This window comes from Pseudomonas sp. NFX98 (genome assembly GCF_047784845.1).
Taxonomy (GTDB): domain Bacteria; phylum Pseudomonadota; class Gammaproteobacteria; order Pseudomonadales; family Pseudomonadaceae; genus Aquipseudomonas.
On record NZ_JBLNNF010000013.1, the window covers coordinates 66,733 to 92,748 of the forward strand.

Here is a 26,016-nt window from a genome sequence, read left to right on the forward strand (position 1 = left end):
ACAGAAATGACTTATCCAAGTCTCGAACAGTATCAAGAAGCATTGCAGCATCCCAGAGTGGCGTTGCTGGATGGTGACCTGAAGAATGGAAGTATCGCCACAAGTGGGCTTGGGCTTCCAAAGGTCATGTGCGGTGGTTTTGCTCTGACATACACCATCTCAGTAGGAGCTGGAAAATATGCTGTTCGATGCTTTCATAAGAAGTCTCCTGATTTGGAGATGCGTTATAAGGCGGTAAGCTCCAAGCTGAAAGCCTTATCCTCGAATTATTTTTTGCCTTTCGAGTTTCAGCCGCAAGGGGTGCAGGTTCAGGGGGCTAAGTTTCCAATAGTCAAAATGGCTTGGGCTGCCGGAGACACCTTGGGTGAATTTGTCTCGGATAACTTCCGTAATGGCTCAGCTTTGGCGGCACTCCGTGAAAGTATAGTTAAGCTTTCGTCTTATTTAGAATCACAGTTGATCGCACATGGAGATTTGCAGCCGGGTAATCTAATGGTTAGCCAAGGCGGTAAGTTGATACAGTTGATTGACTACGATGGGATGTTCGTTCCTGAAATTAAACAATTGGGTGCGGCTGAGATTGGTCATAGAAATTTCCAACATCCTAGTCGTACAGGCGCAAATTTTAATGCGTCGCTGGATCGTTTTTCATTCATAAGTTTAGTGGTTGCCTTAAAGGCTTTGGAAAGAAACCCCAATTTATGGGATGAAAGTCAGTCTGACTGGGACTCTTTCGTCTTTAGGGCTTCTGATTTTTCTGATCCTGCTTCCTCTAAAATATTCAGGAAGTTAATTTCTGATCCTGTAAGTTCGAATGATGCAAAATCATTTGCTTCTATTTGTCTAAGCGGTTTTGATCAAGTTCCCACCCTTGCAGATTTCTTGGCGGGGAAGGGGATTCCACATCGGCAGTTTGAGATTAAAAGTAGGTCCGTGGAACCTGCTTCTTATTCGTCGCAGTATCCAGTATTAAGCGCGGCTGACTACCATGTTTTTGTAAAAAATATTGGGAACATGGTGGAGCTCGTTGGGAAGGTTGTTGAAGTCAAGCATGGAACGACTAAGAAAGGAGGCCGCTCTTACATTTTTGTAAACTTTGGTCCATGGCAGGGCAGCATTGTGAAGCTGAGTATTTGGCCTTCTGCACTGGCTAAAATGAAAAACGCTCCATCCTCTTCTTTGGTAGGGAGCTGGATTAGCGTTGTAGGGCTGGTTGAACCAGTATATGCGAGTAAAAAATATCGCTACAGTCATATCGCAATAGATATTTCCAGCCAAAATCAGATAAGGCATATTTCATCTGAAGAAGCAAGATTTAGGCTTGCGGCCAACAGTTCAAACGTTGCTGGACTTGGCAAAAATCAGGAGATAATCGAGCGCCTCCGGGTACAGAATCCCGGTCTATCGCCTGCTATACCTCCTGTCACTTCAGTCTCGAGTAGCCAGCCGTCTCATTCGACTAATGCAGCTATTTTGCAAAAAATTCAGAATTCGCAGGCCAAACAATCGCCGCCTCAGAGTGTGGTGAATCGAACGGTCGTTAATCCCCCTAATGTGACTCCACGACAATCAGTGCCACAAGGCAGTGCTTCAAACAAGAAGGCGAAGTCTGGTGGAATTCCTTGGTGGGTTTGGATTGTCGGGCTTTGGGTTTTGATCGCAATCTTCAGGCGGTAGCTAATTGTCCCATTCTTATCCTTCATACCCCTTGCTAAGAGAAAAAACTCCCGTCGCTAGAAAGCCAGCACATTTCGATACTTGTGTTGTTTTTTAGTCGGAAAAATAATCAGTTCGTCTTGCCCGAGGTGCTTAGCCAAGTGTGAGGTGGAAAAACGAATCCCGAAGCTTTTCTAAAATAAGTTAGGACGTGTTGCCCCGCATAACTTACTCAGGAGTATCGGGGCAGGAGTCACCCTCAGGCTAACGCTGCTTCTCGCTTGGAGCAGTCTGGATTGGCTGCGTTGGAGTAGCATCTCGCCACTCCGAACAAAGCCTACGCAGCGTCTGAAGGTCGGCCATGGGGTGGGCGTTCAAGTGGCTGTGGACTTGCTGGGCGAGTGAAGCGGCGAGGAATAGGGTCCTCTGCCGCTGCCGGATGTTCAGGCTCAAACGTAAAGTGTGACACCTCGGGAAGAGATGCTTGGGTAGCTTGAGATTGAGGTAATAGAGCGCCCCGCGCTTGATCATGTAAGCCATGGGTGTGACACCAAAGTGTTACAGCAAAGTGTGACAGTGCTGGCTACAGCCCGAGTTTTTACTGCCCGTGCAGGGAGTTTGCACGGTAAAGATATTGCAACCAAAAGAGCCTGAAACCCTTGCCCCGTAAGGCCCGCAACGATTGCCGAGCATGCTTGCATGCCACCTGGTCAGAGCCGGAAGGCAGCAGCCACAGCGGGAACATTGTGTGCCGGGGTGTGGCTGGTGGGGTTGCCTCCATAACGCACCGCGAGTCTTCTCTCGCGTTATCTGAATCCAATACTTTTTCTTGTGCTGCCATGGATCTTGTCCATAGCGGTTTTTTGTCGTGTCCGATTTGTTTGGCGGAAAAAAAGCAGCCTGCCGCTAACCATTTGAATCAATTGTTTATTGATGCATTTTTGCATCAGCTCGCGACATGATCGCTCACCTTGCCTTGCAAATTGTCAGGCATCTCGTAGAATCGCCGCCGGAAACGGGCATTTGATCGCCTGTTTCCAGACGTTCGATCAATACAATAGAGCCAGCATGGCGTCCGCTCACAGGGTTACGTGAGTCGTTGGGCAGCCGTGATATCCCGCGAATTGTCAGCGGTATATTGCTGCTTCACCGCCGCCAATGTTAGCGACAGCGAGTCTGACTCATGGATGAGAAGTACCGCAGGGCCGTGGATGCCGCCGCCATTTTTTCCGAGACCGATCTGACCGGCCGGATTACCCACGTCAACGACCAATTCTGTGCAGTTTCCGGCTACAGCCGTGAGGAACTGCTCGGGCAAAATCATCGATTGCTCAATTCCGGCATGCACTCCGCCGAGTTTTTCGCCGGGATGTGGCGCAGCATCGCCTTGGGCAATGTCTGGAAGGGCGAAATCTGCAATCGCGCCAAAGATGGCAGCCTGTATTGGGTCGAAAGCACTATGGTGCCGATCCTCGATGAAACCTCCGGACGAGTGGAGCGTTACTTGTCCATTCGCTTCGATATCAGCGAAAAGCGTCAACTGCTGCATTCTCTGCAATGGCGAGTGGGGCATGACGTGCTGACCGGGCTGCCTAATCGTGCGTTTCTCTCGGATTTGCTGGATCAGGCGCTGGAGTTCTCGCGCCTGGAGGACATCCCGCTGGCGGTGTGCATGCTCGACCTCGACGGTTTCAAGGCCGTCAACGATGGTTATGGGCATGCCAGCGGTGATCTTCTGCTGGTCGAAGTTGCCAAACGATTGCGCGGTATCGTGCGCGGCGAGGATGTGGTGGCGCGGCTGGCCGGTGACGAGTTCGTGCTGGTGCTGCGTTATGTTCGCGACCTGCCGGAATTGCGCGCGGCGCTGAATCGGGTGCTCGGGGCAATCTCGGCGCCATACTTGCTCAATGGCAAGGACATCCATGTGTTCGCCAGTATCGGCGTCACGCTGTTTCCCCACGACAACGAAGATGCCGAAACCCTGTTGCGCCACGCCGATCAGGCGATGTACGTGGCCAAGCAGAGCGGCCGCAAGCGTTTTCATCTGTTCGATGTCTCCCGGGATCGGGAGGTCAAGGCCACGCACCAGACCGTCGAGCAGGTGCGTCGGGCCTTGGCATGTGGCGAATTGCGCCTGCATTTCCAGCCCAAGGTCGACATGCGTCGTGGTGAAGTCGTCGGTTTCGAGGCGTTGCTGCGGTGGGAACATCCGCAAAACGGCATCGTCCCGGCGCGGGATTTTTTGCCGCTGGTCGAAGAAACCGACTTGATCATCGATATCGGTGAATGGGTGATGGATCAGGTGCTGGCGCAGCTGGATCAATGGCGGCAAGCCGGGCATGACTGGCCGGTGAGCGTCAACATCGCGGCGCGGCATTTTCAGCGGGCGGACTTTGTCGACCGGCTCAAAAACGTATTGGCGCGGCATGCCGGGGTCGCACCGCAGCGGCTTGATCTGGAAATCGTCGAGTCGGTCGCCATCGAGAATATCCAGCACGTCAGCGACTGCTTGCAGGCCTGTCAGGCGCTGGGCGTGCAGTTTTCCTTGGGGGATTTCGGCACGGGTTACTCGTCACTGAGCTATCTCAAGCGTCTGCGCACGCAAACCATCAAGATCGATAAAACCTTTGTACGCGACATTCTGCATGACGGTGACGACCTGGCCCTGACCACCGCGATCATTGGCCTGGCCCGGGCTTTTGGTCGTCAGGTGATTGCCGAGGGACTGGAAAGTGTGGAGCACGGCGAGTTATTGCTGCGCCTGGGCTGCGATGTGGCCCAAGGGTATTTCATCGCTCGACCGATGCCGTCCACAGATGTACCGGGTTGGGTGGCGGGGTTTGTCACACCGCCACAATGGCAGGCCGCGGGTTAAGGTTTGCCGCCGATGTACAACCGAATGATGTCATCGATTTCCCCGGACATTTTCATGCGCACCAACGTACGCAATATCCGTTGCACCGGCACTTTTGGGTCGTTGCGCACATAGCATCCAACGCTTTGCTCCTGCAGCACCGCAACGCTCAGCAATTGGTGTTCCGGCATCAGGCGCTGGTTAAACCAGTCCAGTGACCATTGGTTGCTGACCGCATAGCGATTGCGCCCCGCGTGAAGTTTTTCCAGCACCTGTTCCTGATTGCGGGCGTCGTCGCGCAGCAGTTGATTGGCGTCGAACAGCGGTTGCAACGTCGGGTAGCTGTAGCCGAGCACGGTACCGACGGACTGTCGGGGCAGGCTTGCCGGAACCACTGAGGTTTGGGGCGCGGGGCGGCTGACCAGCAAGTCGGGCTGGGTCCAGAGCGGGATACTCCAGATGTAATCGCCGGACTGATTCGGCAACCATGATTGCGCGGCATAACAGCGAACATCGACCTCGCCGTGTTCCATGGCGCTTTGCACTCGGCCCCGTGGCAGCACGTGAAACTGCGCAGGTACGCCGACCTGCGTCGCGAGGCTGAGCATCACGTCATACAGAATGCCCTGGGTTGGCCGGCCATGTTCAAACTGCACCATCGGCATCGCCCAACTGTCGGGCACCACGAAGCGCAACGGCGCTTCAGCGGCGGCGCCGTTCAGGCTGATCAACAGCAGTGCCCCCAAGGCCAGCCGCATAAACGCTCCGCTTCTTTGAAACAAAAAGCCCCCGAAATGCAGCTTAGCCAGATTAGACGAGCGCGCCGGATGCAATTTTGGCCTTGCTCCGCTAGCATTAGCCGCTTCTGCTTCTACCGTTGCGATGGTTTTCGATGAGTTATCAGGTTCTTGCACGTAAATGGCGTCCGCGCTCGTTCCGCGAAATGGTCGGCCAGACCCATGTGCTCAAGGCTCTGATCAATGCCTTGGACAGCCAACGGCTGCACCACGCCTACCTGTTCACCGGTACGCGCGGGGTCGGCAAGACCACCATCGCGCGAATTATCGCCAAATGCCTGAACTGTGAAACGGGTATCACTTCTTCGCCTTGCGGCGAGTGCTCGGTGTGCCGTGAGATCGATGAGGGCCGCTTCGTCGACCTGATCGAGATCGACGCCGCCAGCCGCACCAAGGTCGAAGACACCCGCGAGCTGCTCGACAACGTGCAATACGCCCCGAGCCGCGGGCGCTTCAAGGTCTACCTGATCGACGAAGTGCACATGCTCTCCAGCCATTCCTTCAATGCGCTGCTGAAAACCCTTGAAGAGCCGCCACCCTACGTCAAGTTCATCCTGGCCACCACTGATCCGCAGAAACTTCCTGCAACGATTCTCTCGCGGTGCTTGCAGTTCTCCCTGAAGAACATGACGCCGGAGCGTGTGGTCGAGCATTTGACCCACGTGTTGGGCGTCGAGAACGTGCCGTTCGAAGACGATGCACTGTGGCTGCTGGGCCGCGCCGCCGATGGTTCGATGCGTGATGCCATGAGCCTGACCGATCAGGCGATTGCCTTCGGTGAAGGCAAGGTCATGGCTGCCGATGTGCGGGCGATGCTCGGCACACTCGATCACGGGCAGGTCTATGACGTCCTGCATGCATTGATCGAAGGCGACGCCAAGGCGTTGCTCGAAGCTGTCCGTCATCTGGCCGAGCAAGGCCCGGACTGGAGCGGCGTGCTCTCGGAAATTCTCAACGTGCTGCACCGTGTCGCCATCGCCCAGGCCTTGCCGGAAGGTGTCGACAACGGCCACGGCGACCGTGACCGGGTGCTGGCACTGGCCCAGGCATTGCCGGCCGAAGACGTGCAGTTCTACTACCAGATGGGCCTGATCGGCCGCCGCGACTTGCCGCTGGCGCCGGACCCCCGTGGCGGATTTGAAATGGTGCTGCTGCGGATGCTCGCGTTCCGGCCCGCCGACACGGCGGATGCCCCGAGGCAACCGCTAAAGCCAGTGGGGATCAGCCAGGCCACGGTTGATTCCGCCAAATCAGTGGCTGCCACGCCGGTCGTTGCGCCGGTGGTCGCTGCGGCAGTTGCACCGACGCCTGTTGCGCCTGTTGTGGCTCCCGAGCCTGTGTCCGCGCCTGAACCGGTAGCACCGGTGGTTGTGCCCGAGCCGGTGGTCGAAGCGGTCGTGGTCGAAGAAGTGGTCGACCTGCCATGGAATGATCCGGTCGAGCCTGCGCCTGTTCAGCAGCCTGCGGTGGAGCCGGTGCTGGAAACCACCAGCGAACAACCCGAGTTGTCACCGATGCCGTTGCCGACGCCTGACAGCGTGGTGCCGGACGCGCCGGAGTGGGCCGCCGCGCCGATCCCGGAACCGTCCGTGGCCGAAGTCGATGCTGCCACGCCGGGTATGGACCTGGACGACGAGCCGCCGCTGGACGAAGACTACATCGAGCCGGACATGGATTCGGCCTACAGCTACCTCGATGAACTGGCCAGCGAGCATACCGCCGAACCAGCGCCTGAGCCTGAACCCGAGCCTGCCGCTGCGCCGGCCACCGGTCTGGCCCTGCAATGGCTGGAGCTGTTCCCGAAGCTGCCGATCTCCGGCATGACCGGTAGCATCGCCGCCAACTGCACATTGATCGCCGTGGATGGCGACAATTGGCTGTTGCACCTGGACCCGGCCCACAGCGCCTTGTTCAACGCGACGCAGCAGCGTCGTCTCAACGATGCGTTGAACCAGTATCACGGACGGACGCTGACCCTGACCATGGAGCTGATCAAGCCCGAGCAGGAAACCCCGGCCCAGGCGGCGTCCCGCCGGCGTGCCGACCGTCAGCGCGAGGCCGAGGAGTCGATCCACGGTGATCCGTTCATCCAGCAAATGATGCAGCAGTTCGGTGCGGTGATCCGTAACGATACTATTGAACCTGTCGAAGCCCTGGTCAGTCAGGGCTAATAACTGAAGGCGTCCGGCCGGAAGGGCCGGGCGCCGTTTAATCCAAGTACTTTTGAGGTGATTCCCATGATGAAAGGTGGCATGGCCGGCCTGATGAAGCAGGCGCAGCAGATGCAGGAAAAAATGGCCAAGATGCAGGAAGAACTGGCCAATGCCGAAGTCACCGGTCGCGCGGGTGGCGACATGGTCACCGTAGTAATGACCGGTCGTCATGACGTCAAGAGCGTGACCATCGACCCGAGCCTGGTCGAAGGCCTGAGCGAAGACGACAAGGAAATGCTCGAAGCCGTCGTTGCCGCCGCCGTCAACGACGCCGTGCGCAAGATCGAAGCCAACAGCCAGGACAAGATGGGCAGCATGACTGCCGGCATGCAACTGCCACCGGGCATGAAACTGCCGTTCTGATTCGCCTTTGGGCGACAGATGAGCTACAAAAAATGCCAGGCATTGCGCCTGGCATTTTTGTTTCTGGCCGACAGATATGTGTGGCTGACATGCCGCCATCGCGGGCAAGCCCGCTCCCACAGGATTCGCGGCGCTCGCAGAACCTGTGGGAGCGGGCTTGCCCGCGATGAAGTCGCCCCGGTCCGACTGAATAAACATCGAACGCCATACCGCCACAAAGGTCTGCTCCCTATATCACCAACCCCATTGATCAAAGGAGACGCTGCCATGTCCGACCCCATGACCCTCAACCAACGTATCGTCCTGGTTTCACGCCCGGTGGGCGCGCCGACACCGGAGAATTTCCGCCTGGAGCGGGTCGCATTGCCCGACCTGACTGATGGTCAAGTGTTGCTCAAGACGCTTTACCTGTCGCTGGACCCCTACATGCGCGGACGCATGAGCGACGCACCGTCCTACGCCGCTCCGGTAGAAATCGGCGATGTAATGACCGGTGGCGCTGTCAGTCGCGTCGAGCGCTCGCTCAATCCCAAGTTTCAGGAAGGCGATCTGGTGGTGGGCGCCACGGGGTGGCAAAGCCACAGCATCAACGACGGTCGCAGCATCATGCCGGTCCCGTCCGGGTTGCCGAGCCCGTCGATGGCCTTGGGCGTACTCGGTATGCCGGGCATGACCGCCTACATGGGGTTGATGGACATCGGTCAGCCGAAGTCCGGTGAAACCCTGGTGGTCGCGGCGGCATCCGGTGCGGTAGGTTCGGTGGTCGGGCAAGTGGCGAAGATCAAGGGCTTACGCGTGGTCGGCGTGGCGGGCGGCGCGGACAAGTGTCGTTATGTGGTTGAAGAACTCGGCTTCGATGCCTGCATCGATCACAAGAGTTCGAGCTTCTCCGATGAGCTCGCACAGGCGTGCCCAAAGGGCATCGACATCTATTACGAAAACGTCGGCGGCAAGGTGTTCGACGCGGTGGTGCCGCTGCTCAATCCCAAGGCGCGGATTCCGTTGTGTGGCCTGATTGCTTCCTACAACGCCAGCGAAGCGCCGAGCGGCCTGGATCGCCTGCCACAACTGCAGCGCACGCTGCTGACCAAACGTGTGCGGATTCAAGGCTTCATCGTGTTCGACGACTACGGTGACCGTCAGCCGGAATTCGCCAGCGCCATGGCCCCGTGGGTGCGCGATGGCAAGGTGAAATTCCGCGAAGACGTGGTCGATGGCCTGGAGAACGCGCCGCAAGCATTCATCGGTCTGCTGGAAGGACGCAACTTCGGCAAACTGGTGGTGCGGGTCGCGTCAGCTGAATAATTGACGCTAAACAGAGGCGCGGGTATAAACCGCGTCTCGTTGTTTTGTCGGACTTTTTCCCCATGAGCTTCAGCCCTTTGATTCGCCAACTGATCGATGCCCTGCGAGTTTTGCCAGGCGTGGGTCAGAAAACCGCCCAGCGCATGGCGTTGCAGTTGCTCGAACGTGATCGCAGCGGCGGCTCGCGACTGGCGCTGGCCCTGAGCCAGGCCATGGAAGGGGTCGGCCACTGCCGTTTGTGCCGCACGCTGACCGAAGATGACCTCTGCCCGCAATGCGCCGATAACCGCCGCGACGACACCTTGTTGTGCGTGGTGGAAGGCCCTATGGATGTCTATGCCGTGGAGCAGACCGGGTTCCGTGGTCGTTACTTTGTGCTCAAGGGACATTTGTCACCGCTCGATGGACTGGGGCCAGAGGCCATCGGTATTCCTCAGTTGATGGCGCGGATCGAGGAGGCGGGTACGTTCGCGGAAGTCATCCTCGCCACCAACCCGACCGTGGAAGGCGAAGCGACGGCGCATTACATCGCCCAGCTGCTCAGCAGCAAAGGCTTGATCGCTTCGCGCATCGCTCATGGCGTGCCGTTGGGCGGGGAGTTGGAGTTGGTGGATGGCGGGACTTTGGCGCATTCGTTTGCGGGGCGTAAGCCGATTTCGTTGTAACGGCAAAAGATCGCAGCCTTCGGCAGCTCCTACAGAAAAGCATCAATCCCTGTAGGAGTTGCCGAAGGCTGCGATCTTTTAATCTTGTAAACCAAGCAAGCGCTCGGTTAACTTCGCTGAACCCTTCAGTGGAGTTCGCCGATGCCTGCCTTTCAGGAATACTTCGATCCCAGCCACCAATTGGTCCGTGACAGCGTCAGACGTTTCGTCGAGCGCGAGATACTTCCGGACATCGACCAGTGGGAAGAAGCCGAAAGCTTTCCCCGTGAGCTCTATCTGAAGGCCGGCGCAGCTGGGATTCTTGGCATCGGCTATCCCGAAGCGCTCGGTGGCAGTCACGAAGGCGACTTGTTCGCCAAGGTCGCCGCCAGTGAAGAGTTGATGCGTTGTGGCTCCGGAGGCCTCGTGGCGGGGCTAGGGTCGCTGGATATCGGCTTGCCGCCGATTCTCAAGTGGGCCAGGCGTGAAGTCCGTGATCGAGTAGTGCCGCAGGTGCTGTCCGGCGAGAAAATCAGCGCCCTGGCCATCACCGAACCCGGCGGCGGTTCCGACGTCGCCAACCTGCAAACCCGCGCAGTACGTGACGGCGATTTTTACCGGGTCAGCGGCAGTAAAACCTTTATCACCAGCGGCGTCCGTGCGGATTACTACACCGTTGCGGTGCGCACCGGCGAGCCGGGTTTCGCCGGCGTCAGCCTGTTGTTGATCGAGAAGGGTATGCCCGGCTTCACCGTGGGGCGGCAGCTGAAGAAAATGGGCTGGTGGGCGTCGGACACCGCCGAACTGTTCTTCGACGATTGCCGGGTGCCTGTAGGAAATTTGATTGGCGGCGAGAACATGGGCTTCGCCTGCATCATGGGTAACTTCCAGAGCGAGCGTTTGGCATTGGCCCTGATGGCCAACATGACCGCGCAACTGGCACTGGAGGAAAGCCTGAAATGGGCGCGGGCACGTGAAGCTTTCGGCAAACCGATCGGCAAGTTTCAGGTGATCAAGCACCGACTCGCCGAGATGGCCACGCAACTTGAGGTTTCCCGGGAGTTCACCTACCGCCAGGCGGCGAAAATGGCCGCAGGACAGAGTGTTATCAAGGAGATATCCATGGCCAAGAATTTCGCCACGGACACGGCGGATCGGATCGTTAACGACGCAGTGCAGATATTGGGCGGTTTGGGTTATATGCGCGAAAGCCTGGTGGAGCGGCTGTATCGGGATAACCGGATTCTGTCGATCGGCGGGGGGACGCGGGAAGTGATGAATGAAATCATCAGCAAGCAGATGGGGCTTTAGAAGCAAAAGATCGCAGCCTTCGGCAGCTCCTACATTGGAATGCGTGCTCCTGTAGGAGCTGCCGAAGGCTGCGATCTTTTGATGTTTGTTACTTATCGGTCAACGCAAACTGCGTCAGGCAGAACGTCGGAATGCCCATGTCTTGCAGACGCTGCGAACCACCCAGCTCCGGCAGGTCGATGATCGCCGCCGCTTCATGAACCCTTGCACCCATACGACGAATCAGGTTCGCCGCCGCGATCAGCGTGCCACCCGTGGCGATCAGGTCATCGAACATCACCACCGAATCACCTTCGCACAGGCTGTCGGCGTGCACTTCGAGGAAGGCTTCGCCGTATTCGGTCGCATAACCTTCAGCGAGGACATCGGCCGGCAGTTTGCCTTGCTTGCGGAACAACACCAGCGGCTTGTTCAGCTGATAAGCCAGTACTGAACCGATCAGGAAGCCACGGGCATCCATCGCGCCGATGTGGGTGAAATCGGCCTCGACGTAACGGTGGGCAAAGCTGTCCATCACCAGGCGCAGGGCGGTGGGCGACTGGAACAGCGGGGTGATGTCGCGAAAGATCACGCCCGGCTTGGGAAAGTCGATCACGGGGCGGATGAGGGATTTGATGTCGAAGGAATCGAAGACCATCGTCGTGGTGTCCTGGCAGGGCTGCAAACGACGCATTATAACGGCGGCTGAACCGTTTCGCTCAGCCGCAACAGCTTGTTTCAGCTTTCCAGGGAACCACCGGCCAGGGCGCAGAGCTGGATCGGGTCAAGGATGCGGATTTCCTTGCCTTCGGCGGCGATCAGTTCGTTCTGCTGGAAGCGCGTGAACACCCGCGACACGGTTTCCACCGCCAGGCCCAGGTAGTTGCCGATTTCGTTGCGCGACATACTCAGGCGGAACTGGTTGGCCGAGAAACCCCGGGCGCGGAAACGCGCGGACAGGTTGACCAGGAAAGTCGCGATGCGCTCGTCGGCGGTTTTCTTCGACAGCAGCAACATCATCTGTTGATCGTCGCGGATCTCGCGGCTCATGACGCGCATCAATTGACGGCGCAACTGCGGCAATTGCAGGGCCAGTTCGTCGAGGCGCTCGAACGGAATTTCACACACCGAGGTGGTTTCCAGCGCTTGTGCCGACACCGGGTGCTTTTCGGTGTCCATGCCCGACAGCCCGACCAGTTCGCTCGGCAGGTGGAAACCGGTGAGCTGTTCTTCACCGGCATCGCTCAGGTTGAAGGTCTTGAGCGCGCCGGAGCGGACCGCGTAAACCGAGTCGAACGTGTCGCCCTGGCGGAACAGAAACTCACCCTTTTTCAATGGGCGGCCACGTTTGACGATCTCGTCCAGCGCGTCCATGTCTTCCAGATTCAGCGAAAGTGGCAAACACAGCGGGGCCAGGCTGCAATCCTTGCAATGGGCCTGGTTATGAGAGCGCAATTTTACTGGCTCGGACATTTCTTCAATCCTTGTGGGAAAACACACATAAGACGTAAGGGTAACCCAGCGGAGGACATTGAGGCCAGTACACGGCGCTTTTGTCGCAGGCCCTAGATCACCCGGGAAAAGCGTTGGCGGGTGTGTTGTTCCAGATACGCATCGAACACCATGCACACCGAGCGCACCAGCAAACGTCCGGCAGGCAACACGATGATTTTGTCGCGATCCAGCTCAATCAGGCCGTCCTTGGCCATGCGCTGCAACTGCGGCCAAAGTTCGCCGAAATAGCCTTGAAAATCGATGTTGAAGGCCTGTTCGATCACAGCGAACTCCAGGCTGAAGTTGCAGATCATTTGTTGAATCACCGCACGGCGCACGCGGTCATCGGTGTTGCACAGCAGGCCGCGGCTGGTGGCCAGTTGCGAAGAGGCCAGCGCGTTCTGGTATTGATTCAGGTCGCTGCTGTTCTGGCAGTACAAGTCACCGATCTGGCTGATCGCTGAAACGCCGAGCCCGATCAGATCGCAATGGCCGTGGGTGGTGTAGCCCTGGAAATTGCGTTGCAGGGTCGACTCTTCCTGGGCAATCGCCAGTTCATCGTCGGGCAGGGCAAAGTGGTCCATGCCGATGTAGCGGTAACCGGCAGCGGTCAGTTGTTCGATGGTGCGCTGGAGCATTTCCAGTTTCTGCGCCGGCGTCGGCAGCTCGTTGCTGTTGATCCGCCGTTGCGGCATGAAGCGTTCCGGCAGATGCGCGTAGTTGAACACCGAGAGCCGGTCTGGTTGCAGGTTGATGACTTCCTCGACGGTGCGGGCGAAGTTCTCCGGCGTTTGTTTTGGCAAGCCGTAGATCAGATCGATATTGATCGAGCGAAATTGCAGGGTCCGAGCGGCATCGATCACCGCACGAGTTTGTTCCAGGCTTTGCAGGCGATTGACCGCACGCTGCACGGCCGGGTCGAGGTCTTGCAGGCCGATACTGACCCGATTGAAACCCAGTTCTCGCAGCAGGCCCATGGTCGACCAGTCTGCCTCGCGGGGGTCGATTTCGATGCCATAGTCACCGGAGTCATCGTCGAGCAGGTTGAAGTGTCTGCGCAGGTGCGCCATCAACTGGCGCAGTTCGTCATGGCTGAGAAAGGTCGGCGTGCCGCCGCCGAAGTGCAGTTGTTCGACTTTTTGCGCGGGGTCGAGGTGGCAGGCGATCAGCTGGATTTCCTGCTCCAGGCGCTGCAAGTAGGGCAGGGCCCGGCCACGATCCTTGGTGATGACCTTGTTGCAGGCGCAGTAGTAGCAAATGTTCGCGCAGAACGGTACGTGCACGTACAGCGACAGCGGGCGCTGCGCCTTGCGGCTGTCGCGCAGGGCATGAAACAGATCGAAGGTGCCGACCTCGCCATGGAATTGCACGGCGGTCGGATAGGAGGTGTAGCGCGGTCCCGCCAGGTCGTAACGGCGGATCAGGTCGGTGTCCCAACGAATGGCGTCGAGCATCATGCGGGCATTCCCCCGGATAGACTGGCAGTGTCGGCCAGTCTAGGGGTGGGAGTAATTTGGCATCTTGATTTGCATCAATCGGTAGGAAGATCAAAAGATCGTCCGATCGCGGCCCGAGCCTTCGGCAGCTCCTACATTCGAATGCGTACTCCTGTAGGAGCTGCCGAAGGCTGCGATCTTTTGATCTTGGCTTCAATGCCCCATCAGCCAATGCTGATGCGGCCCCGGCAAGGTCCAGATGCCAAATAGAATCACCAGCAACCCACCGGCCATGCGCACGCTGCGTTTGCGCAACAACGCGGTCACCCGTTCAGCCGCCAGACCGGTGGCGAGCAAAACCGGCCAGGTGCCGAGGCCGAACGCCAGCATCAGCAATGCGCTGTTCAGCGCATTGCCCTGACTGGCCGACCACAGCAGCGTGCTGTAAACCAGACCGCACGGCAGCCAGCCCCAGAGCGCGCCCAGCAACAGTGCGCGAGGCAGGCTCGAGACCGGCAGCAGCTTGTTGGCCATCGGCTGAATATGCCGCCACAGGCCGCGACCGAGGCTTTCGATGCGCGTCAGGCCGCTCCACCAGCCGGCCAGGTACAGGCCCATCGCGATCAGCAACAGTCCGGCGAGTACGCGCATGAACATCGCCGCCGGACTGTTGGCCACCGCCCAACCGGCCAGGCCGATCAGCAGGCCGGCGGTGGCATAGCTGAGGATTCGCCCGAGGTTATAGGCCAGCAGCAAACGAAAACGTCGGCTGCGTTGTTCCTTGGGAATCGCCAGGGTCAGCGCGCCCATCAGGCCGCCGCACATGCCCAGGCAATGGCCGCCACCGAGCAGACCGAGAATCGCCGCAGACACCAACAGTGGCGCCAATTCAAGCATGGGGCGGGGCCTTGTCGTCGGGTTTGGCCGGATGGCCGCTGGCCTCGTCGACCGCTGCGGTGTGGTTCGGGTCCTGGTCGTCGAACAGGATGCTGTGGGCCGGGCCGTCGAGGTCGTCGTACTGACCGCTGTCAACCGCCCAGAAGAAGATGTAGATGGCGATGGCCACGATCAGCAGCGCGGCCGGGATCATCACGTAGAGAGCTGGCATCTGGACTCCATGCCCGCGCGGCTCAGGCCGGCAGCGGGCGGGTTTCTGGCGTGGCGTTGGCAGCGGGCACGCTCGGCAGGCGAGTCAGGCGCAGGGCGTTCAACACCACGGTCAACGAACTGATGGACATGCCGACCGCGGCCCACACCGGCGTGATCCAGCCGAGGGCGGCGAACGGCAACATGAGGCCATTGTACAGCGCGGCCCACAGCAGATTCTCAATGATCACCCGACGAGTGCGTCGGGCCAGGCTGAAGGCTTGTACCAGCGCGTCGAGTCGATTGGACAGCAGCACGGCGTCGGCGCTGGTTTTCGCCAGATCGGTGGCCGAACCCATGGCGACGCTGATGTCGGCAGCGGCGAGCACCGGCACATCGTTGACCCCGTCGCCGAGCATCAACACCTTGCGTCCTTCCTTGTGCAACTGTTGCAGGACTTGCAGTTTGTCGTCCGGACGCAGGCCGCCCCGGGCTTCATCAATGCCGAGTTCGGCGGCAACACTGGCAACCATCGGCGAACTGTCGCCGGACAGCAGCAGCGTGCGCCAGCCGCGAGCCTTGCACGCTGCCAGCAGGGCAGGCGCGTCGGCACGCAAGCGATCATCGAGGACGAACCACGCCAATGGTCCCTGAGGATCACCGAGCAGCAGCCATTGCCCGGCTTCGTCCGGCATCGATGGCACCGCCGCGCGGCTGAGTTCGCAGACAAATACCGGGTTACCGATGCGCAAGCGTTGTTCGCCGACTACGCCTTCCAGGCCAAGACCCGGCGTGCTGTGCACTTCTTCAGCGGCCAGCGGCGCACGGCCGAATGCGCGGGCGATCGGGTGTTCGGAACGGTTTTCCAGCGCGGCGGCGAGGCTCAGGCATTCATCGCTACCCAATGCGCCGAGCGGGCGGATCGAGCGCAACGCCAGACGCCCTTCGGTGAGGGTGCCGGTCTTGTCGAAAATCACCGTGTCGATCTGGTTCAGGCCCTCCAGCACATGGCCGCGAGTCAGCAGCAAACCGAGTTTGTGCAGGGTGCCGGTGGCAGCGGTGAGGGCGGTCGGCGTCGCCAGGGACAAGGCGCACGGGCAGGTCGCGACGAGCATTGCCAGCACAATCCAGAAGGCCCGCGAAGAATCCAGCTCCCACCACAACAGGCCGATGGCGGCAGCCGCGATCAGCGACAGCAACAGGAACCATTGCGCGGCGCGGTCGGCGATTTCCGCCAGTCGCGGTTTTTCCGCTTGGGCACGGTCCAGCAGGCGGACGATGGCGGAGAGGCGGGTGTCCTGGCCGAGCGCCTGCACTTCGACGGTCAAGGCGCCTTCGACATTCAGCGTGCCCGCCGTGACGGCATCGCCTGGGGTGCGTGCTTGTGGCAGGTATTCGCCGGTCAGCAGCGATTCGTCGATGCTCGATTGGCCGTCGAGGATCTTGCCGTCAGCCGGAAGGATTGCGCCCGGATGCACCAGCACCTGATCACCGACGCGCAGCTCGCTCAGCAGGATCCGCTCGCTCTGGCCGTCAGCGCTCAGGCGCAAACACGAGGCGGGCAGCAGATTGACCAGTTGTGCGGTGGCGGCGGCCGTGCGTTCGCGGGCGCGGCGCTCCAGATAACGTCCGGCCAACAGGAATAGTGCGAACATGCCGACCGCATCGAAATACAGTTCGCCGACCCCGGTGATCGAAGTCCAGATCCCGGCGATGTAGGCACTGCCGATGGCCAGCGACACCGAAACGTCCATGGTCAGGTGACGAGTGCGCAGGTCACGCATCGCGCCTTTGAAGAACGGTGCGCAGCTGTAGAACACGATCGGGGTGGTGAGGAACAGCGCGACCCAACGCAGGATGGTGTGCAACTCGGGGCTGAGGTCGATATTGAATTCCGGCCATGTCGCCATAGTCGCCATCATCGCCTGGAACCACAGCAGCCCGGCCACGCCGAGTTGGCGCAGGGCCAGACGGTTTTCGCTGGCCAGTTGTTCGCTGGCGCGGTCGGCCTGATACGGATGCGCGGCGTAACCGATGTGGCGCAGTTCGCTGAGCACTTTGCTCAACGGCAATTGTGCGTCGGCCCAGCGCACGTGCAGGCGATGGTTGGACAGGTTCAGCCGGGCTTCGGCCACGGCCGGCAAGGTGCGCAGGTGTTTCTCGATCAGCCAGCCGCAGGCGGCACAACTGATGCCTTCCATCAACAGCGTGGTTTCGGCCAGATCGCCTTCGTGGCGGACGAAGGGCTGTTGCACGTCGGCGCGATCATACAGCGCCAGTTCATCGACCAGTTGCACCGGCAATGCTTCTGGGTTGGCCGACGCTTCACTGCGGTGCTGGTAATAGCTTTCCAGCCCGCCTGCAACGATGGCTTCGGCCACGGCCTGGCAGCCCGGGCAGCAGAACTCGCGGGACTCCCCGAACACGACGGCGGTGAAGCGACTGCCGGGCGGGACCGGCAGGGCGCAGTGGTAGCAGGGGAGTGGGGTTGTCATGAAGTGCAGTCTATATCGTCTGGAAGGGCCTCATCGCTGCAGGAGCTGACGAGTGAAACGAGGCTGCGATCTTTTTGGGAGCGCTGCAAAAGCAAGATCAAAAGATCGCAGCCTTCGGCAGCTCCTACTGGTGTTCAGCGCCTTGCAGAGGTTCATCACCGAGCAGCAGATCCTTGTCATGGTTGACCAGTTCTTCTTCGAACATGCGCCAGATATGGTCGTCCTGGGTACCCAGCAATTCGACAAAACGGCGGCCTTCGATCTTGTCGCTCAACTGACCGATGTAACGACCCTGTTCGGTTTCGCTGCGGGTCAGGACGATCTTGCGGTCCTTCTCCGGTTGGGTCGGCGAGATCAGGTTCAGTTCCAGGCTTTTCGGCTGGCTGTTGCCGCTCAGGCGCAGGTCGACTTCGCCGGTCACGTCATCCAGATGAATGCTGGCGCGCATCAGCAGGGTTTGCGCCAGCAGTTCACGGTCGAGGGAGCGGTTGATGCCTTTGCCGGCCTCGTAGTAGTTATCGTTGACCAGGTTGTCCGGGTTGTTTACCGCGATGGTCACCATCGACAAGGTCAGGGTCACCGAGCAGGCCAGGATCCCGATGATGATCCACGGCCAAAGGTGCTTGTACCAGGGACTTGCGGCAGTTGCTGCGGGCATGATCACTTCTCTCAACGATTTTGTGGGCCGATGAACCGGCTCTTGGCTTCAACGTGGATGCTGGCGTCATCGGCATCCTTGAGGATGAATTTCACCTCGTTGGTGCTCGATGGCAGGTGTTCCGGCGCCACGGACAATTCGGCGGGCTGGCTGATGATATCGCCGGCCGCGACCTTGATTTCGCGTCGGCCTTGCAGCTTGAGGTCCGGCAGGCCGGTGGCTTCGAGCACGTAGGTGTGGTCGCGCTGGTCCTTGTTCATGATCTTCAGGCTGTAGACGTTTTCGATCCGGCCCTCGGCATTCTCGCGGTACAGCACGCGGTCCTTGCTGACGTCGAAACCCACCAGTGAGCGCATGAAGAAAGCGGTCACCAGCAAACTGATCATCGCCAGCAGTACCACGGCATAGCCGATCAGGCGCGGACGCAGTTTATTGGTTTTCTGCCCGGACAGGTTGTGTTCGGTGGTGTAGCTGATCAGGCCGCGCGGGTACTCCATCTTGTCCATGATGGCGTCACAGGCATCGATGCAGGCGGCGCAGCCGATGCATTCGATTTGCAGGCCGTCGCGGATGTCGATGCCGGTCGGGCAGACCTGGACGCACATGGTGCAGTCGATGCAGTCACCCAGGCCCTGGGCCTTGTAGTCGATGCCTTTCTTGCGCGGACCACGGCCTTCGCCACGACGCGGGTCGTAGGAGACGATCAGGGTGTCCTTGTCGAACATCACGCTTTGAAAACGTGCATACGGGCACATGTAGATACACACCTGCTCGCGCAACCAACCGGCGTTGCCGTAGGTGGCGAGGGTGAAGAAACCGACCCAGAAGTAAGACCAGCCATCCGCCTCGCCGGTGAAGAATTCGATCACCAGTTCGCGGATCGGCGAGAAGTAACCGACGAAGGTCATGCCGGTGACGAAGCCGATCAACAACCACAGGGTGTGCTTGCTGAATTTGCGCAAGAACTTGTTGGCGCTCATCGGCGTCTTGTCGAGCTTGATGCGCTGGTTGCGGTCGCCTTCGGTGACTTTTTCGCACCACATGTAGATCCACGTCCACACGCTTTGCGGGCAGGTATAACCACACCAGACCCGGCCGGCGTACACCGTGATGAAGAACAGGCCGAAGGCGGCGATGATCAACATGCCGGACAGCAGGATGAAGTCCTGGGGCCAGAAGGTGGCACCGAAGATGAAGAACTTGCGCTCCGGCAGGTTCCACCAGACAGCCTGATGGCCACCCCAATTCAGCCAGACCGTACCGAAATACAGCAGGAACAATACGGCACCGCCCGCTATGCGCAGGTTGCGAAACAGACCGGTGAAGGCGCGGGTGTAGATCTTTTCTCGAGAGGCGTAGAGGTCGACGCTGTTGTTCGCGTTCTTGGCGGGTGGAGTGACGTCGTGTACCGGAATCTGGTTGCTCATCATTGCATCCCACGGCAGTGGAAAAATGCCTCGGTCAGTACGTGCCGACCGCGGTCAAAAAGAGGTGTTGCAGTGGCGCAATGATACGCCTGTCGCTCTAGCCCAAGGGTGCGACCTTTGGTCGCGTTGGGAGAACGCCGCGGATGGTGTAACGAATGTAACAAAACATGATGCAGGTCAATTGACATTCGCAGTATAGCTGCCCGGTCATGGGTCATCGACGCCAGCAGGTAATCTGTTGGCGTCGAAGCGGGCTTATTTGACCGGAACGGTATGGCTGGCGACAGGGTTGCGCCAGTCATTGCCGGCGATCACGTTGACGGTCATTTGCGTCCTGTCGGCCGAGAAACTGGCCGACAACCAACTTTGACGGGTCGCCGAGCCACTCATGAACAAGGGTGTATCACCATAGATGTAATTGCTGGTTGGGTACTTTCCGCTTTGCTGGTTTGCATCGGCGGAAAACACCGCCGTCACCCCGTAGTCTTCGAGCATCCGGGTGAACCTTATGATTTCGCGTTCCTGGACCGGCCAGTGAAATGGCTGATGCAAGTTCAGCAGAATGATTTTGCCTTGCCCCCGAGCACGCTGAAGGTCTTTTTCCAGCCAGTCCAGTGATGCGGTGATCTCGTAATCGGTTGTCTTGAAAAGTGAGCGGGTGGAAAAGTTGACGGCATAGGTCGGCTCGTTGTGCAGTTGTATCAGGTGAACATCGCCGTAATCCCGGGAATAGGCCAGGCTGCCATACCAGGTTTGCGTCAAGCCCGACGCTCTGGTGGCGAGGTCCATGGTGTCGACTTTTCCCCAGTATCGATTCTTCAGATCATCGATGCTCCCGGCGGCACACTCGGGGCAACCGGGAACATTGAAGTCATAGTCGTGATTACCCAGGCCATAGTCATAGAGGTTGTTGAGTTTGTTCTGCAAAACCGCATGGACGTAGGCACGTTCGCTGTTATGCCCGGAAGCGGTCAGGTTGCCATTGACCATGACCGGGACGGCAGTGGCTCCACCAGATTGATTCCTGAAGTCAGCGATGCTGCTGTACTGGGCGTCGATCAGCCACCTTGATCGAGCTTCTTTGTCAGCGCTGGATTCGGGCTCTCTCTTATCGGATTTTTCACTGGAGGGAAACTTCGGTTCTGAAGCAAACACCAGGTGCTGTGGTTGAAATTGGTTGGCCGTCGAATGCATGACGGGAGCGCAGGTCAGTATCAGTAAAGCCAGCAGTTTGCCGTTGTTGAAAGTATTCATGGAAATCCATTTCCGTTTGATTGACGTGGGTTGTTTCTGGGTGCGGCGTTCGCCGACACGGGTGACTTTAATTTGTAGTTTTTGTCGAGACAACCGAACGTTGAATGGGTATTGATAGGGCATGTGTCGAGGCAAAAAAAGGCCCCGCCAATTCTCATTGGCGGGGCCTTTTTTGCATCAAGCGTTTGCCCTTACTGGGCGTCCGCCGCCGGAGCCTTCTCACCGTGAGACAGGCTGTAGACGTAAGCGGCCAGCAGGTGAACCTTGTCGTTGCCCTGCATTTGCTCTTGCGCAGGCATCTGGCCCTGACGGCCGTAACGGATGGTCTGCTGCAGTTGAGCGAAGCTCGAACCGTAGATGAACGCGGCCGGGTGGGTCAGGTTTGGCGCGCCCATCGCTGGAGTACCTTTGCCTTCCGGACCGTGACAAGCCACGCAGTTGGCAGCGAACAGCTTCTGCCCGGCAACCGGGTCAGCCTTGGCGCCTTCCGGCAGTTTGCGGCCATCGAGGTTGGTCAGGATGAATGCAGCCACATCGCTGACGCCTTGCTCGCCGATCACTTCTGCCCACGCCGGCATGACCGCGTGACGGCCGCCCATGATGGTGGTCTTGATGGTTTCCGGCTCGCCGCCCCAGCGCCAGTCGGCGTCGGTGAGGTTAGGGAAGCCATAGGCGCCTTTGGCGTCGGAACCGTGGCACACCGAGCAGTTGGAGGCGAACAGACGGCCCCCCATCTTCAGAGCTTGCGGATCCTTGGCCACTTCTTCGATTGGCATGGAAGCGAACTTGGCGAAGATCGGGCCGAACTTGGCGTCCGAACGAGCCATTTCCTTTTCCCACTCGTGAACGCCGGTCCAGCCGGTCTGGCCGTTGGCGAACGCGGTCTGCTTCTCGTTATCCAGGTAGTTGTAACCCGGCAACAGGCCTTTCCAGTTACCCAGGCCCGGGTACAGCACCAGGTAGCCCAGGGCGAAGATGATGGTGCCCACGAACAGCATGAACCACCATTTCGGCAGCGGGTTGTCGTACTCCTCGATCCCGTCGAAGGAGTGCCCAACCGTCTCTTCGGTGGCCTCGCTGCGCTGGCCCTTGCGGGTCGACAGCAGCAGCCAGGTCAGGGAAAAGATCGTACCGAGACTGAGGACTGTGACGTACAGACTCCAGAATGTAGTCATTCTTTGTTACTCCTAGAAGCTTGCTCGACGTGCTTGATGGCTTCGGGATCATCCGCAAAAGGCAGCAAGGTCGCGTCTTCAAACTCCGACTTGCGCTTGGGGCTGAATACCCACAACGCCAGACCGATGAAGGCCACCATCACAACGACGGTGCCCAGGCCACGAATCATCCCGATATCCATTTAGATCACCGTTTGCTTTTGATGATGGTGCCCAGGCCCTGCAGATAGGCCACCAGCGCGTCCATTTCGGTTTTGCCCTTCACAGCATCCTTGGCACCGGCGATGTCTTCGTCGGTGTAAGGGACGCCGAGCGTGCGCAAGACTTCCATTTTCTTGGCGGTATCTTTGCCGTCGAGCTTGTTTTCCACGAGGAACGGGTAGGCCGGCATTTTCGACTCGGGCACTACGTTGCGCGGGTTGTACAAGTGCGCACGCTGCCAGTCATCGGAGTAACGACCGCCGACACGGGCCAGGTCCGGACCGGTACGCTTGGAACCCCACAGGAACGGGTGGTCCCAGACGCTTTCACCGGCGACCGAGTAGTGGCCGTAACGTTCGGTTTCAGCACGGAACGGGCGGATCATCTGCGAGTGGCAGCCGACACAACCGTTGGCGATGTAGATGTCGCGTCCTTCCAGTTCAAGGGCAGTGCGCGGCTTCATGCCTTCGACCGGCTTGTTGGTGACGTCCTGGAAAAACAGCGGAACGATCTGGGTCAGGCCGCCGACGCTGACGGCAATAACCATGAAGAAGGCCAGCAGGCCAATGTTCTTCTCGACTGCTTCATGCTTCATCAGTGAGCTCCAACTACAGCAATCTGTTCGGCGGCTTCAGCTTCTGCCGGGTTCGAGGCGCGTACGGTACGGAACACGTTGTAGGCCATGAACAGCATGCCGCTGGCGAAGAACGCACCGCCCAGGGCGCGAACGATGAAACCAGGGTGGCTGGCTTGCAGCGCTTCGACGAACGAGTAGGTGAGGGTGCCGTCATCGTTGATTGCACGCCACATCAGGCCCTGGGTGATGCCGTTGACCCACATCGAAGCGATGTACAGAACGGTACCGATGGTCGCGAGCCAGAAGTGCGTGTTGATCAGGCTGGTGCTGTGCATCTGCGCGCGACCGAACAGTTTCGGGATCATGTGGTAGATCGCGCCGATCGAGATCATCGCAACCCAGCCCAGAGCCCCGGCGTGTACGTGGCCGATGGTCCAGTCGGTGTAGTGCGAGAGCGAGTTGACGGTCTTGATCGCCATCATCGGACCTTCGAAGGTCGACATGCCGTAGAACGCCAGGGACACGACCAGGAAGCGCAGGATCGGGTCGGTACGCAGCTTATGCCAGGCGCCCGACAGGGTCATCATGCCGTTGATCATGCCGCCCCAGCTCGGAGCCAGCAGGATGATCGACATCGCCATGCCCAGGGACTGAGCCCAGTCCGGCAGCGCGGTGTAGTGCAGGTGGTGCGGACCGGCCCAGATGTACAGGGTGATCAGCGCCCAGAAGTGCACGATCGACAGGCGATAGGAGTAGATCGGACGCTCGGCCTGTTTCGGCACGAAGTAGTACATCATCCCCAGGAAGCCGGTGGTCAGGAAGAAGCCCACGGCGTTGTGGCCGTACCACCACTGGATCATCGCGTCCGTCGCGCCCGAGTAGGCGGAATAGGACTTGAAGAAGCTGACCGGCAGCGATGCGTGGTTGACGATGTGCAGCATCGCGGTCACGACGATGAAGGCACCGTAGAACCAGTTACCCACATAGATGTGCTTGGTCTTGCGCTTGACGATGGTGCCGAAGAACACCAGACCGTAGGTGACCCAGACAATGGCCAGCAGAATAGCCAGCGGCCATTCCAGCTCAGCGTATTCCTTGGTGGTGGTGTAACCCAGCGGCAAGGTAACGATGGCGCCGACGATCACCGCTTGCCAACCCCAGAAGGTGAAGGCGGCGAGGCTGTCGGAAATCAGTCGCGTTTGGCAGGTTCGCTGCACGACGTAATAGGAAGTGGCAAACAGTGCACATCCACCGAAGGCGAAAATCACCAGGTTTGTGTGCAACGGGCGCAGGCGTCCAAAGCTCGTCCATGGCAGACCGAAGTTCAATTCCGGCCAGACCAGTTGCGAGGCGATGAAGACACCGAGCCCCATGCCAAGGATCCCCCAGACCACCGTCATGATGGCGAACTGGCGGACTACCTTATAGTTATAAGCAGTCGGACTGATTGCTGTGCTCATTCTAAGGTTCCACGGTTTGGGTGTTTTATTAGGATTAAAAATCGGCCGCAAGTATGGAGAAAGCAGGGGGTCATTGCAACGCGCCATGACCTGGGTCAATGCTTTCAAATGCTGATTCTGCGGCCTTTCCATGCGCCGCGTAAGGACAAAATTGCCCGCGGGCAAAATGTCTCGGCGGACTCGATGGGCGAGGGGGTCAGGTCGGATGTAACGGGGTATGTTCAAACACAACGATCAGGTGACCGAAGGCAAGTGGCGCGACAGCCGGTATCTACCAGCCTTTGCGGCCTATCGGTCAGCCGATTCGTCGAACACATCGTTCAGCGTCGACCTGGAACCGGTGCGCGCCGGTCCGCATCGGGGGAAGCTTAGACCCGAATCAGGGGAACCGAAAGAAAGACTCAAGGAGGGTGCGACAATGGGTCGCAAAGGGCAAGGGAACTGCCGCATTGCGAAGAATGCGGCAGTAGAGCTGTCGAGATTTATTCGTTTTTGCCTTCAGCCTGTAAACGTTCGGTATTCAAACCGTGGGACAGGCTGTACACATACGCGGCCAGCAGTTGCACTTTATCGTTGCCGAGCAGTTCGTTCTGCGCCGGCATATGGCCCTGGCGACCATGACGAATCGTCTGTTCCAGCTGGGTCAGGCTGGTGCCATAGATGAAACCGGCCGGGTGCGTCAGGTTCGGCGCACCCATGGCTTCAGTGCCCTGGCCGTTTGCCCCATGACAGGCTACGCAGGTGGTGCTGAACGCTTGCTGTCCGGCTTGCAGGTCGGCACCGCTGTCGGCAGGCAATGGCAGGCTGGCCAGTTCATGACGCACATAAGCCGCCACGTTTTTCACGCCGGCCTCACCAAGAATTTCACCCCAGGCCGGCATTGCCGCCATGCGACCGCCCATGATGGTGGTCTTGATGGTGTCGGCGCTGCCGCCCCAGCGCCAGTCGCTGTCCGCCAGATTAGGGAAACCGAACGCACCCTTGGCGTCCGAGCCGTGGCACACCGAGCAGTTGGACGCGAACAGGCGACCGCCCATTTTCAATGCCTGCGGGTCTTGAGCCACTTCTTCCACCGGCATCGCGGCGAATTTGGCGAAGATCGGCCCGAACTTCGCGTCAGCCTTGTCCATCTCCTTTTCCCATTCGTGCACGCCGGTCCAGCCATTCTCATAGCCGGGCAGGATGCCTTTCCAGTTGCCCAGGCCGGGATAAAGAATCAGGTAGCCGACGGCAAACACCAACGTGCCGGCGAACAGCATGAACCACCATTGCGGCAACGGATTGTCGTACTCCTCGATGCCGTCGAAGCTGTGGCCCATGGTCTGGTCGACGCTGCCCTTGGTTTCGCCCTTGCGGGTGCCGATCAGCAGCCAGGTCAGGCCGATCAGGCTGCCGATGGTCAGTACGCAGATCCACGTACTCCAGAAGGTGGTCATGGCCGGGTACTCCTTGTTTCAGATGCTTGGGTAGTGTCGGGTTGCGGCTCATCGGCGAACGGCAGCAGGCGCGCTTCGGCGAATTCCGTTTGGCGCTTGCCACTGAACACCCACAGCGTCAGGCCGACGAAGGCCACGAACACCACGACCGTGCCGAGGCCGCGGATCATTCCAGTACTCAACTCAAAGACCATG

At 59.1% G+C, this 26,016-nt stretch carries 23 protein-coding genes and 1 pseudogene; 7 read left to right on the forward strand and 17 right to left on the reverse strand.

The annotated features are described in order from the left end of the window. Window positions 1-6 precede the first annotated feature (6 nt). The gene (locus tag ACM110_RS18250; RefSeq protein WP_416128863.1) at window positions 7-1,677 is read left to right on the forward strand and encodes a protein kinase family protein; all 1,671 of its coding nucleotides are present in this window, start codon (window positions 7-9) and stop codon (window positions 1,675-1,677) included. A 261-nt stretch (window positions 1,678-1,938) separates the two neighbouring features. Here ACM110_RS18250 and ACM110_RS18255 read toward each other — a convergent pair. After that, window positions 1,939-2,196: pseudogene (locus ACM110_RS18255) on the reverse strand (integrase); the annotation flags it as partial. A 643-nt stretch (window positions 2,197-2,839) separates the two neighbouring features. Between ACM110_RS18255 and ACM110_RS18260 the strand changes: the two are divergent. Continuing rightward, the gene (locus ACM110_RS18260) at window positions 2,840-4,531 is read left to right on the forward strand and encodes a putative bifunctional diguanylate cyclase/phosphodiesterase (protein WP_416128864.1); all 1,692 of its coding nucleotides are present in this window, start codon (window positions 2,840-2,842) and stop codon (window positions 4,529-4,531) included. Here the strand turns inward: ACM110_RS18260 and ACM110_RS18265 are convergent. Next, on the reverse strand, window positions 4,528-5,268 hold the full coding sequence (locus ACM110_RS18265; RefSeq protein ID WP_416128865.1) for a substrate-binding periplasmic protein: 741 nt from the start codon (window positions 5,266-5,268) through the stop codon (window positions 4,528-4,530). The two genes, ACM110_RS18260 and ACM110_RS18265, sit on opposite strands and share 4 nt — an antisense overlap. 134 nt (window positions 5,269-5,402) lie before the next feature. Between ACM110_RS18265 and dnaX the strand changes: the two genes are divergently transcribed. From dnaX to ACM110_RS18290, 5 genes are all read left to right on the forward strand, one after another. Next, complete coding sequence (gene dnaX, locus ACM110_RS18270; RefSeq protein WP_416128866.1) at window positions 5,403-7,478, forward strand: DNA polymerase III subunit gamma/tau; 2,076 nt, start codon at window positions 5,403-5,405, stop codon at window positions 7,476-7,478. A gap of 66 nt (window positions 7,479-7,544) precedes the next feature. Continuing rightward, window positions 7,545-7,883: a YbaB/EbfC family nucleoid-associated protein gene (locus tag ACM110_RS18275; RefSeq protein WP_416128867.1), complete on the forward strand. Its 339-nt coding sequence runs from the start codon at window positions 7,545-7,547 to the stop codon at window positions 7,881-7,883. A 267-nt stretch (window positions 7,884-8,150) separates the two neighbouring features. After that, the gene (locus ACM110_RS18280) at window positions 8,151-9,188 is read left to right on the forward strand and encodes an NADP-dependent oxidoreductase (protein ID WP_416128868.1); all 1,038 of its coding nucleotides are present in this window, start codon (window positions 8,151-8,153) and stop codon (window positions 9,186-9,188) included. A 62-nt stretch (window positions 9,189-9,250) separates the two neighbouring features. Next, window positions 9,251-9,853, forward strand: a complete 603-nt coding sequence (recR, locus tag ACM110_RS18285) for a recombination mediator RecR (RefSeq protein WP_416128869.1) — start codon at window positions 9,251-9,253, stop codon at window positions 9,851-9,853. A 141-nt stretch (window positions 9,854-9,994) separates the two neighbouring features. Continuing rightward, window positions 9,995-11,143: an acyl-CoA dehydrogenase family protein gene (locus tag ACM110_RS18290; RefSeq protein WP_416128870.1), complete on the forward strand. Its 1,149-nt coding sequence runs from the start codon at window positions 9,995-9,997 to the stop codon at window positions 11,141-11,143. An 88-nt stretch (window positions 11,144-11,231) separates the two neighbouring features. Here ACM110_RS18290 and ACM110_RS18295 read toward each other — a convergent pair whose 3' ends face one another. The 15 genes from ACM110_RS18295 to ACM110_RS18365 all read right to left on the reverse strand — a co-directional run bounded on the left by ACM110_RS18295 (window position 11,232) and on the right by ACM110_RS18365 (window position 26,015). Then, window positions 11,232-11,780 (reverse strand): adenine phosphoribosyltransferase, encoded by a 549-nt coding sequence (locus tag ACM110_RS18295; protein WP_056856991.1) that lies wholly within the window; start codon window positions 11,778-11,780, stop codon window positions 11,232-11,234. 80 nt (window positions 11,781-11,860) lie between these two features. Next, window positions 11,861-12,595 (reverse strand): fumarate/nitrate reduction transcriptional regulator Fnr, encoded by a 735-nt coding sequence (fnr, locus tag ACM110_RS18300; RefSeq protein ID WP_416128871.1) that lies wholly within the window; start codon window positions 12,593-12,595, stop codon window positions 11,861-11,863. Window positions 12,596-12,687: 92 nt separating this feature from the next. Continuing rightward, complete coding sequence (gene hemN, locus ACM110_RS18305; protein WP_416128970.1) at window positions 12,688-14,070, reverse strand: oxygen-independent coproporphyrinogen III oxidase; 1,383 nt, start codon at window positions 14,068-14,070, stop codon at window positions 12,688-12,690. A gap of 195 nt (window positions 14,071-14,265) precedes the next feature. Beyond that, window positions 14,266-14,949 carry a sulfite exporter TauE/SafE family protein gene (locus ACM110_RS18310; RefSeq protein WP_416128872.1) on the reverse strand — a complete coding sequence of 228 codons (684 nt, stop codon included), beginning with the start codon at window positions 14,947-14,949 and terminating at the stop codon, window positions 14,266-14,268. Continuing rightward, on the reverse strand, window positions 14,942-15,160 hold the full coding sequence (gene ccoS / locus ACM110_RS18315; protein WP_059404569.1) for a cbb3-type cytochrome oxidase assembly protein CcoS: 219 nt from the start codon (window positions 15,158-15,160) through the stop codon (window positions 14,942-14,944). Before ccoS ends, ACM110_RS18310 begins: the two co-directional genes overlap by 8 nt. Window positions 15,161-15,182: 22 nt before the next feature. After that, entirely contained in the window at window positions 15,183-17,633 is a 2,451-nt protein-coding gene (locus ACM110_RS18320; RefSeq protein ID WP_416128873.1) for a heavy metal translocating P-type ATPase, read from the reverse strand. 124 nt (window positions 17,634-17,757) lie between these two features. Then, window positions 17,758-18,291, reverse strand: a complete 534-nt coding sequence (locus tag ACM110_RS18325; RefSeq protein WP_338585608.1) for a FixH family protein — start codon at window positions 18,289-18,291, stop codon at window positions 17,758-17,760. Window positions 18,292-18,302: 11 nt separating this feature from the next. Beyond that, a complete protein-coding gene (ccoG, locus tag ACM110_RS18330; RefSeq protein WP_416128874.1) occupies window positions 18,303-19,718 on the reverse strand; it encodes a cytochrome c oxidase accessory protein CcoG in 1,416 nt (471 codons plus the stop codon). Between the two features lie 255 nt (window positions 19,719-19,973). After that, window positions 19,974-20,972 (reverse strand): metallophosphoesterase family protein, encoded by a 999-nt coding sequence (locus tag ACM110_RS18335; protein ID WP_416128875.1) that lies wholly within the window; start codon window positions 20,970-20,972, stop codon window positions 19,974-19,976. A 191-nt stretch (window positions 20,973-21,163) separates the two neighbouring features. Next, the gene (gene ccoP / locus ACM110_RS18340; protein ID WP_416128876.1) at window positions 21,164-22,147 is read right to left on the reverse strand and encodes a cytochrome-c oxidase, cbb3-type subunit III; all 984 of its coding nucleotides are present in this window, start codon (window positions 22,145-22,147) and stop codon (window positions 21,164-21,166) included. Continuing rightward, on the reverse strand, window positions 22,144-22,329 hold the full coding sequence (locus ACM110_RS18345; protein ID WP_003175465.1) for a CcoQ/FixQ family Cbb3-type cytochrome c oxidase assembly chaperone: 186 nt from the start codon (window positions 22,327-22,329) through the stop codon (window positions 22,144-22,146). The genes ccoP (ACM110_RS18340) and ACM110_RS18345 overlap by 4 nt, the downstream gene beginning before the upstream one ends. A 5-nt stretch (window positions 22,330-22,334) precedes the next feature. Continuing rightward, a complete protein-coding gene (gene ccoO / locus ACM110_RS18350; protein WP_010456412.1) occupies window positions 22,335-22,943 on the reverse strand; it encodes a cytochrome-c oxidase, cbb3-type subunit II in 609 nt (202 codons plus the stop codon). Beyond that, window positions 22,943-24,385: a cytochrome-c oxidase, cbb3-type subunit I gene (gene ccoN, locus ACM110_RS18355; protein WP_416128877.1), complete on the reverse strand. Its 1,443-nt coding sequence runs from the start codon at window positions 24,383-24,385 to the stop codon at window positions 22,943-22,945. The genes ccoO and ccoN overlap by 1 nt, the downstream gene beginning before the upstream one ends. A 482-nt stretch (window positions 24,386-24,867) precedes the next feature. Further along, window positions 24,868-25,821 (reverse strand): cytochrome-c oxidase, cbb3-type subunit III, encoded by a 954-nt coding sequence (gene ccoP / locus ACM110_RS18360; protein ID WP_416128878.1) that lies wholly within the window; start codon window positions 25,819-25,821, stop codon window positions 24,868-24,870. Next, complete coding sequence (locus ACM110_RS18365; RefSeq protein WP_416128879.1) at window positions 25,818-26,015, reverse strand: cbb3-type cytochrome oxidase subunit 3; 198 nt, start codon at window positions 26,013-26,015, stop codon at window positions 25,818-25,820. The genes ccoP (ACM110_RS18360) and ACM110_RS18365 overlap by 4 nt, the downstream gene beginning before the upstream one ends. Window position 26,016 lies beyond the last annotated feature (1 nt).

Coding starts and splice junctions, on each gene's coding strand:
- ACM110_RS18250 (WP_416128863.1), top strand. CDS start 7: ATGACTTATCCAAGTCTCGAACAGTATCAAGAAGCATTGCAGCATCCC.
- ACM110_RS18260 (WP_416128864.1), top strand. CDS start 2,840: ATGGATGAGAAGTACCGCAGGGCCGTGGATGCCGCCGCCATTTTTTCC.
- ccoP (WP_416128878.1), bottom strand. CDS start 25,821: ATGACCACCTTCTGGAGTACGTGGATCTGCGTACTGACCATCGGCAGC.
- dnaX (WP_416128866.1), top strand. CDS start 5,403: ATGAGTTATCAGGTTCTTGCACGTAAATGGCGTCCGCGCTCGTTCCGC.
- ccoS (WP_059404569.1), bottom strand. CDS start 15,160: ATGCCAGCTCTCTACGTGATGATCCCGGCCGCGCTGCTGATCGTGGCC.
- ccoG (WP_416128874.1), bottom strand. CDS start 19,718: ATGAGCAACCAGATTCCGGTACACGACGTCACTCCACCCGCCAAGAAC.
- ACM110_RS18325 (WP_338585608.1), bottom strand. CDS start 18,291: ATGCCCGCAGCAACTGCCGCAAGTCCCTGGTACAAGCACCTTTGGCCG.
- ACM110_RS18345 (WP_003175465.1), bottom strand. CDS start 22,329: ATGGATATCGGGATGATTCGTGGCCTGGGCACCGTCGTTGTGATGGTG.
- ACM110_RS18320 (WP_416128873.1), bottom strand. CDS start 17,633: ATGACAACCCCACTCCCCTGCTACCACTGCGCCCTGCCGGTCCCGCCC.
- fnr (WP_416128871.1), bottom strand. CDS start 12,595: ATGTCCGAGCCAGTAAAATTGCGCTCTCATAACCAGGCCCATTGCAAG.
- ccoO (WP_010456412.1), bottom strand. CDS start 22,943: ATGAAGCATGAAGCAGTCGAGAAGAACATTGGCCTGCTGGCCTTCTTC.
- ccoP (WP_416128876.1), bottom strand. CDS start 22,147: ATGACTACATTCTGGAGTCTGTACGTCACAGTCCTCAGTCTCGGTACG.
- ACM110_RS18310 (WP_416128872.1), bottom strand. CDS start 14,949: ATGCTTGAATTGGCGCCACTGTTGGTGTCTGCGGCGATTCTCGGTCTG.
- ACM110_RS18275 (WP_416128867.1), top strand. CDS start 7,545: ATGATGAAAGGTGGCATGGCCGGCCTGATGAAGCAGGCGCAGCAGATG.
- ccoN (WP_416128877.1), bottom strand. CDS start 24,385: ATGAGCACAGCAATCAGTCCGACTGCTTATAACTATAAGGTAGTCCGC.
- ACM110_RS18265 (WP_416128865.1), bottom strand. CDS start 5,268: ATGCGGCTGGCCTTGGGGGCACTGCTGTTGATCAGCCTGAACGGCGCC.
- ACM110_RS18335 (WP_416128875.1), bottom strand. CDS start 20,972: ATGAATACTTTCAACAACGGCAAACTGCTGGCTTTACTGATACTGACC.
- ACM110_RS18295 (WP_056856991.1), bottom strand. CDS start 11,780: ATGGTCTTCGATTCCTTCGACATCAAATCCCTCATCCGCCCCGTGATC.
- hemN (WP_416128970.1), bottom strand. CDS start 14,070: ATGCTCGACGCCATTCGTTGGGACACCGACCTGATCCGCCGTTACGAC.
- ACM110_RS18365 (WP_416128879.1), bottom strand. CDS start 26,015: ATGGTCTTTGAGTTGAGTACTGGAATGATCCGCGGCCTCGGCACGGTC.
- ACM110_RS18280 (WP_416128868.1), top strand. CDS start 8,151: ATGTCCGACCCCATGACCCTCAACCAACGTATCGTCCTGGTTTCACGC.
- ACM110_RS18290 (WP_416128870.1), top strand. CDS start 9,995: ATGCCTGCCTTTCAGGAATACTTCGATCCCAGCCACCAATTGGTCCGT.
- recR (WP_416128869.1), top strand. CDS start 9,251: ATGAGCTTCAGCCCTTTGATTCGCCAACTGATCGATGCCCTGCGAGTT.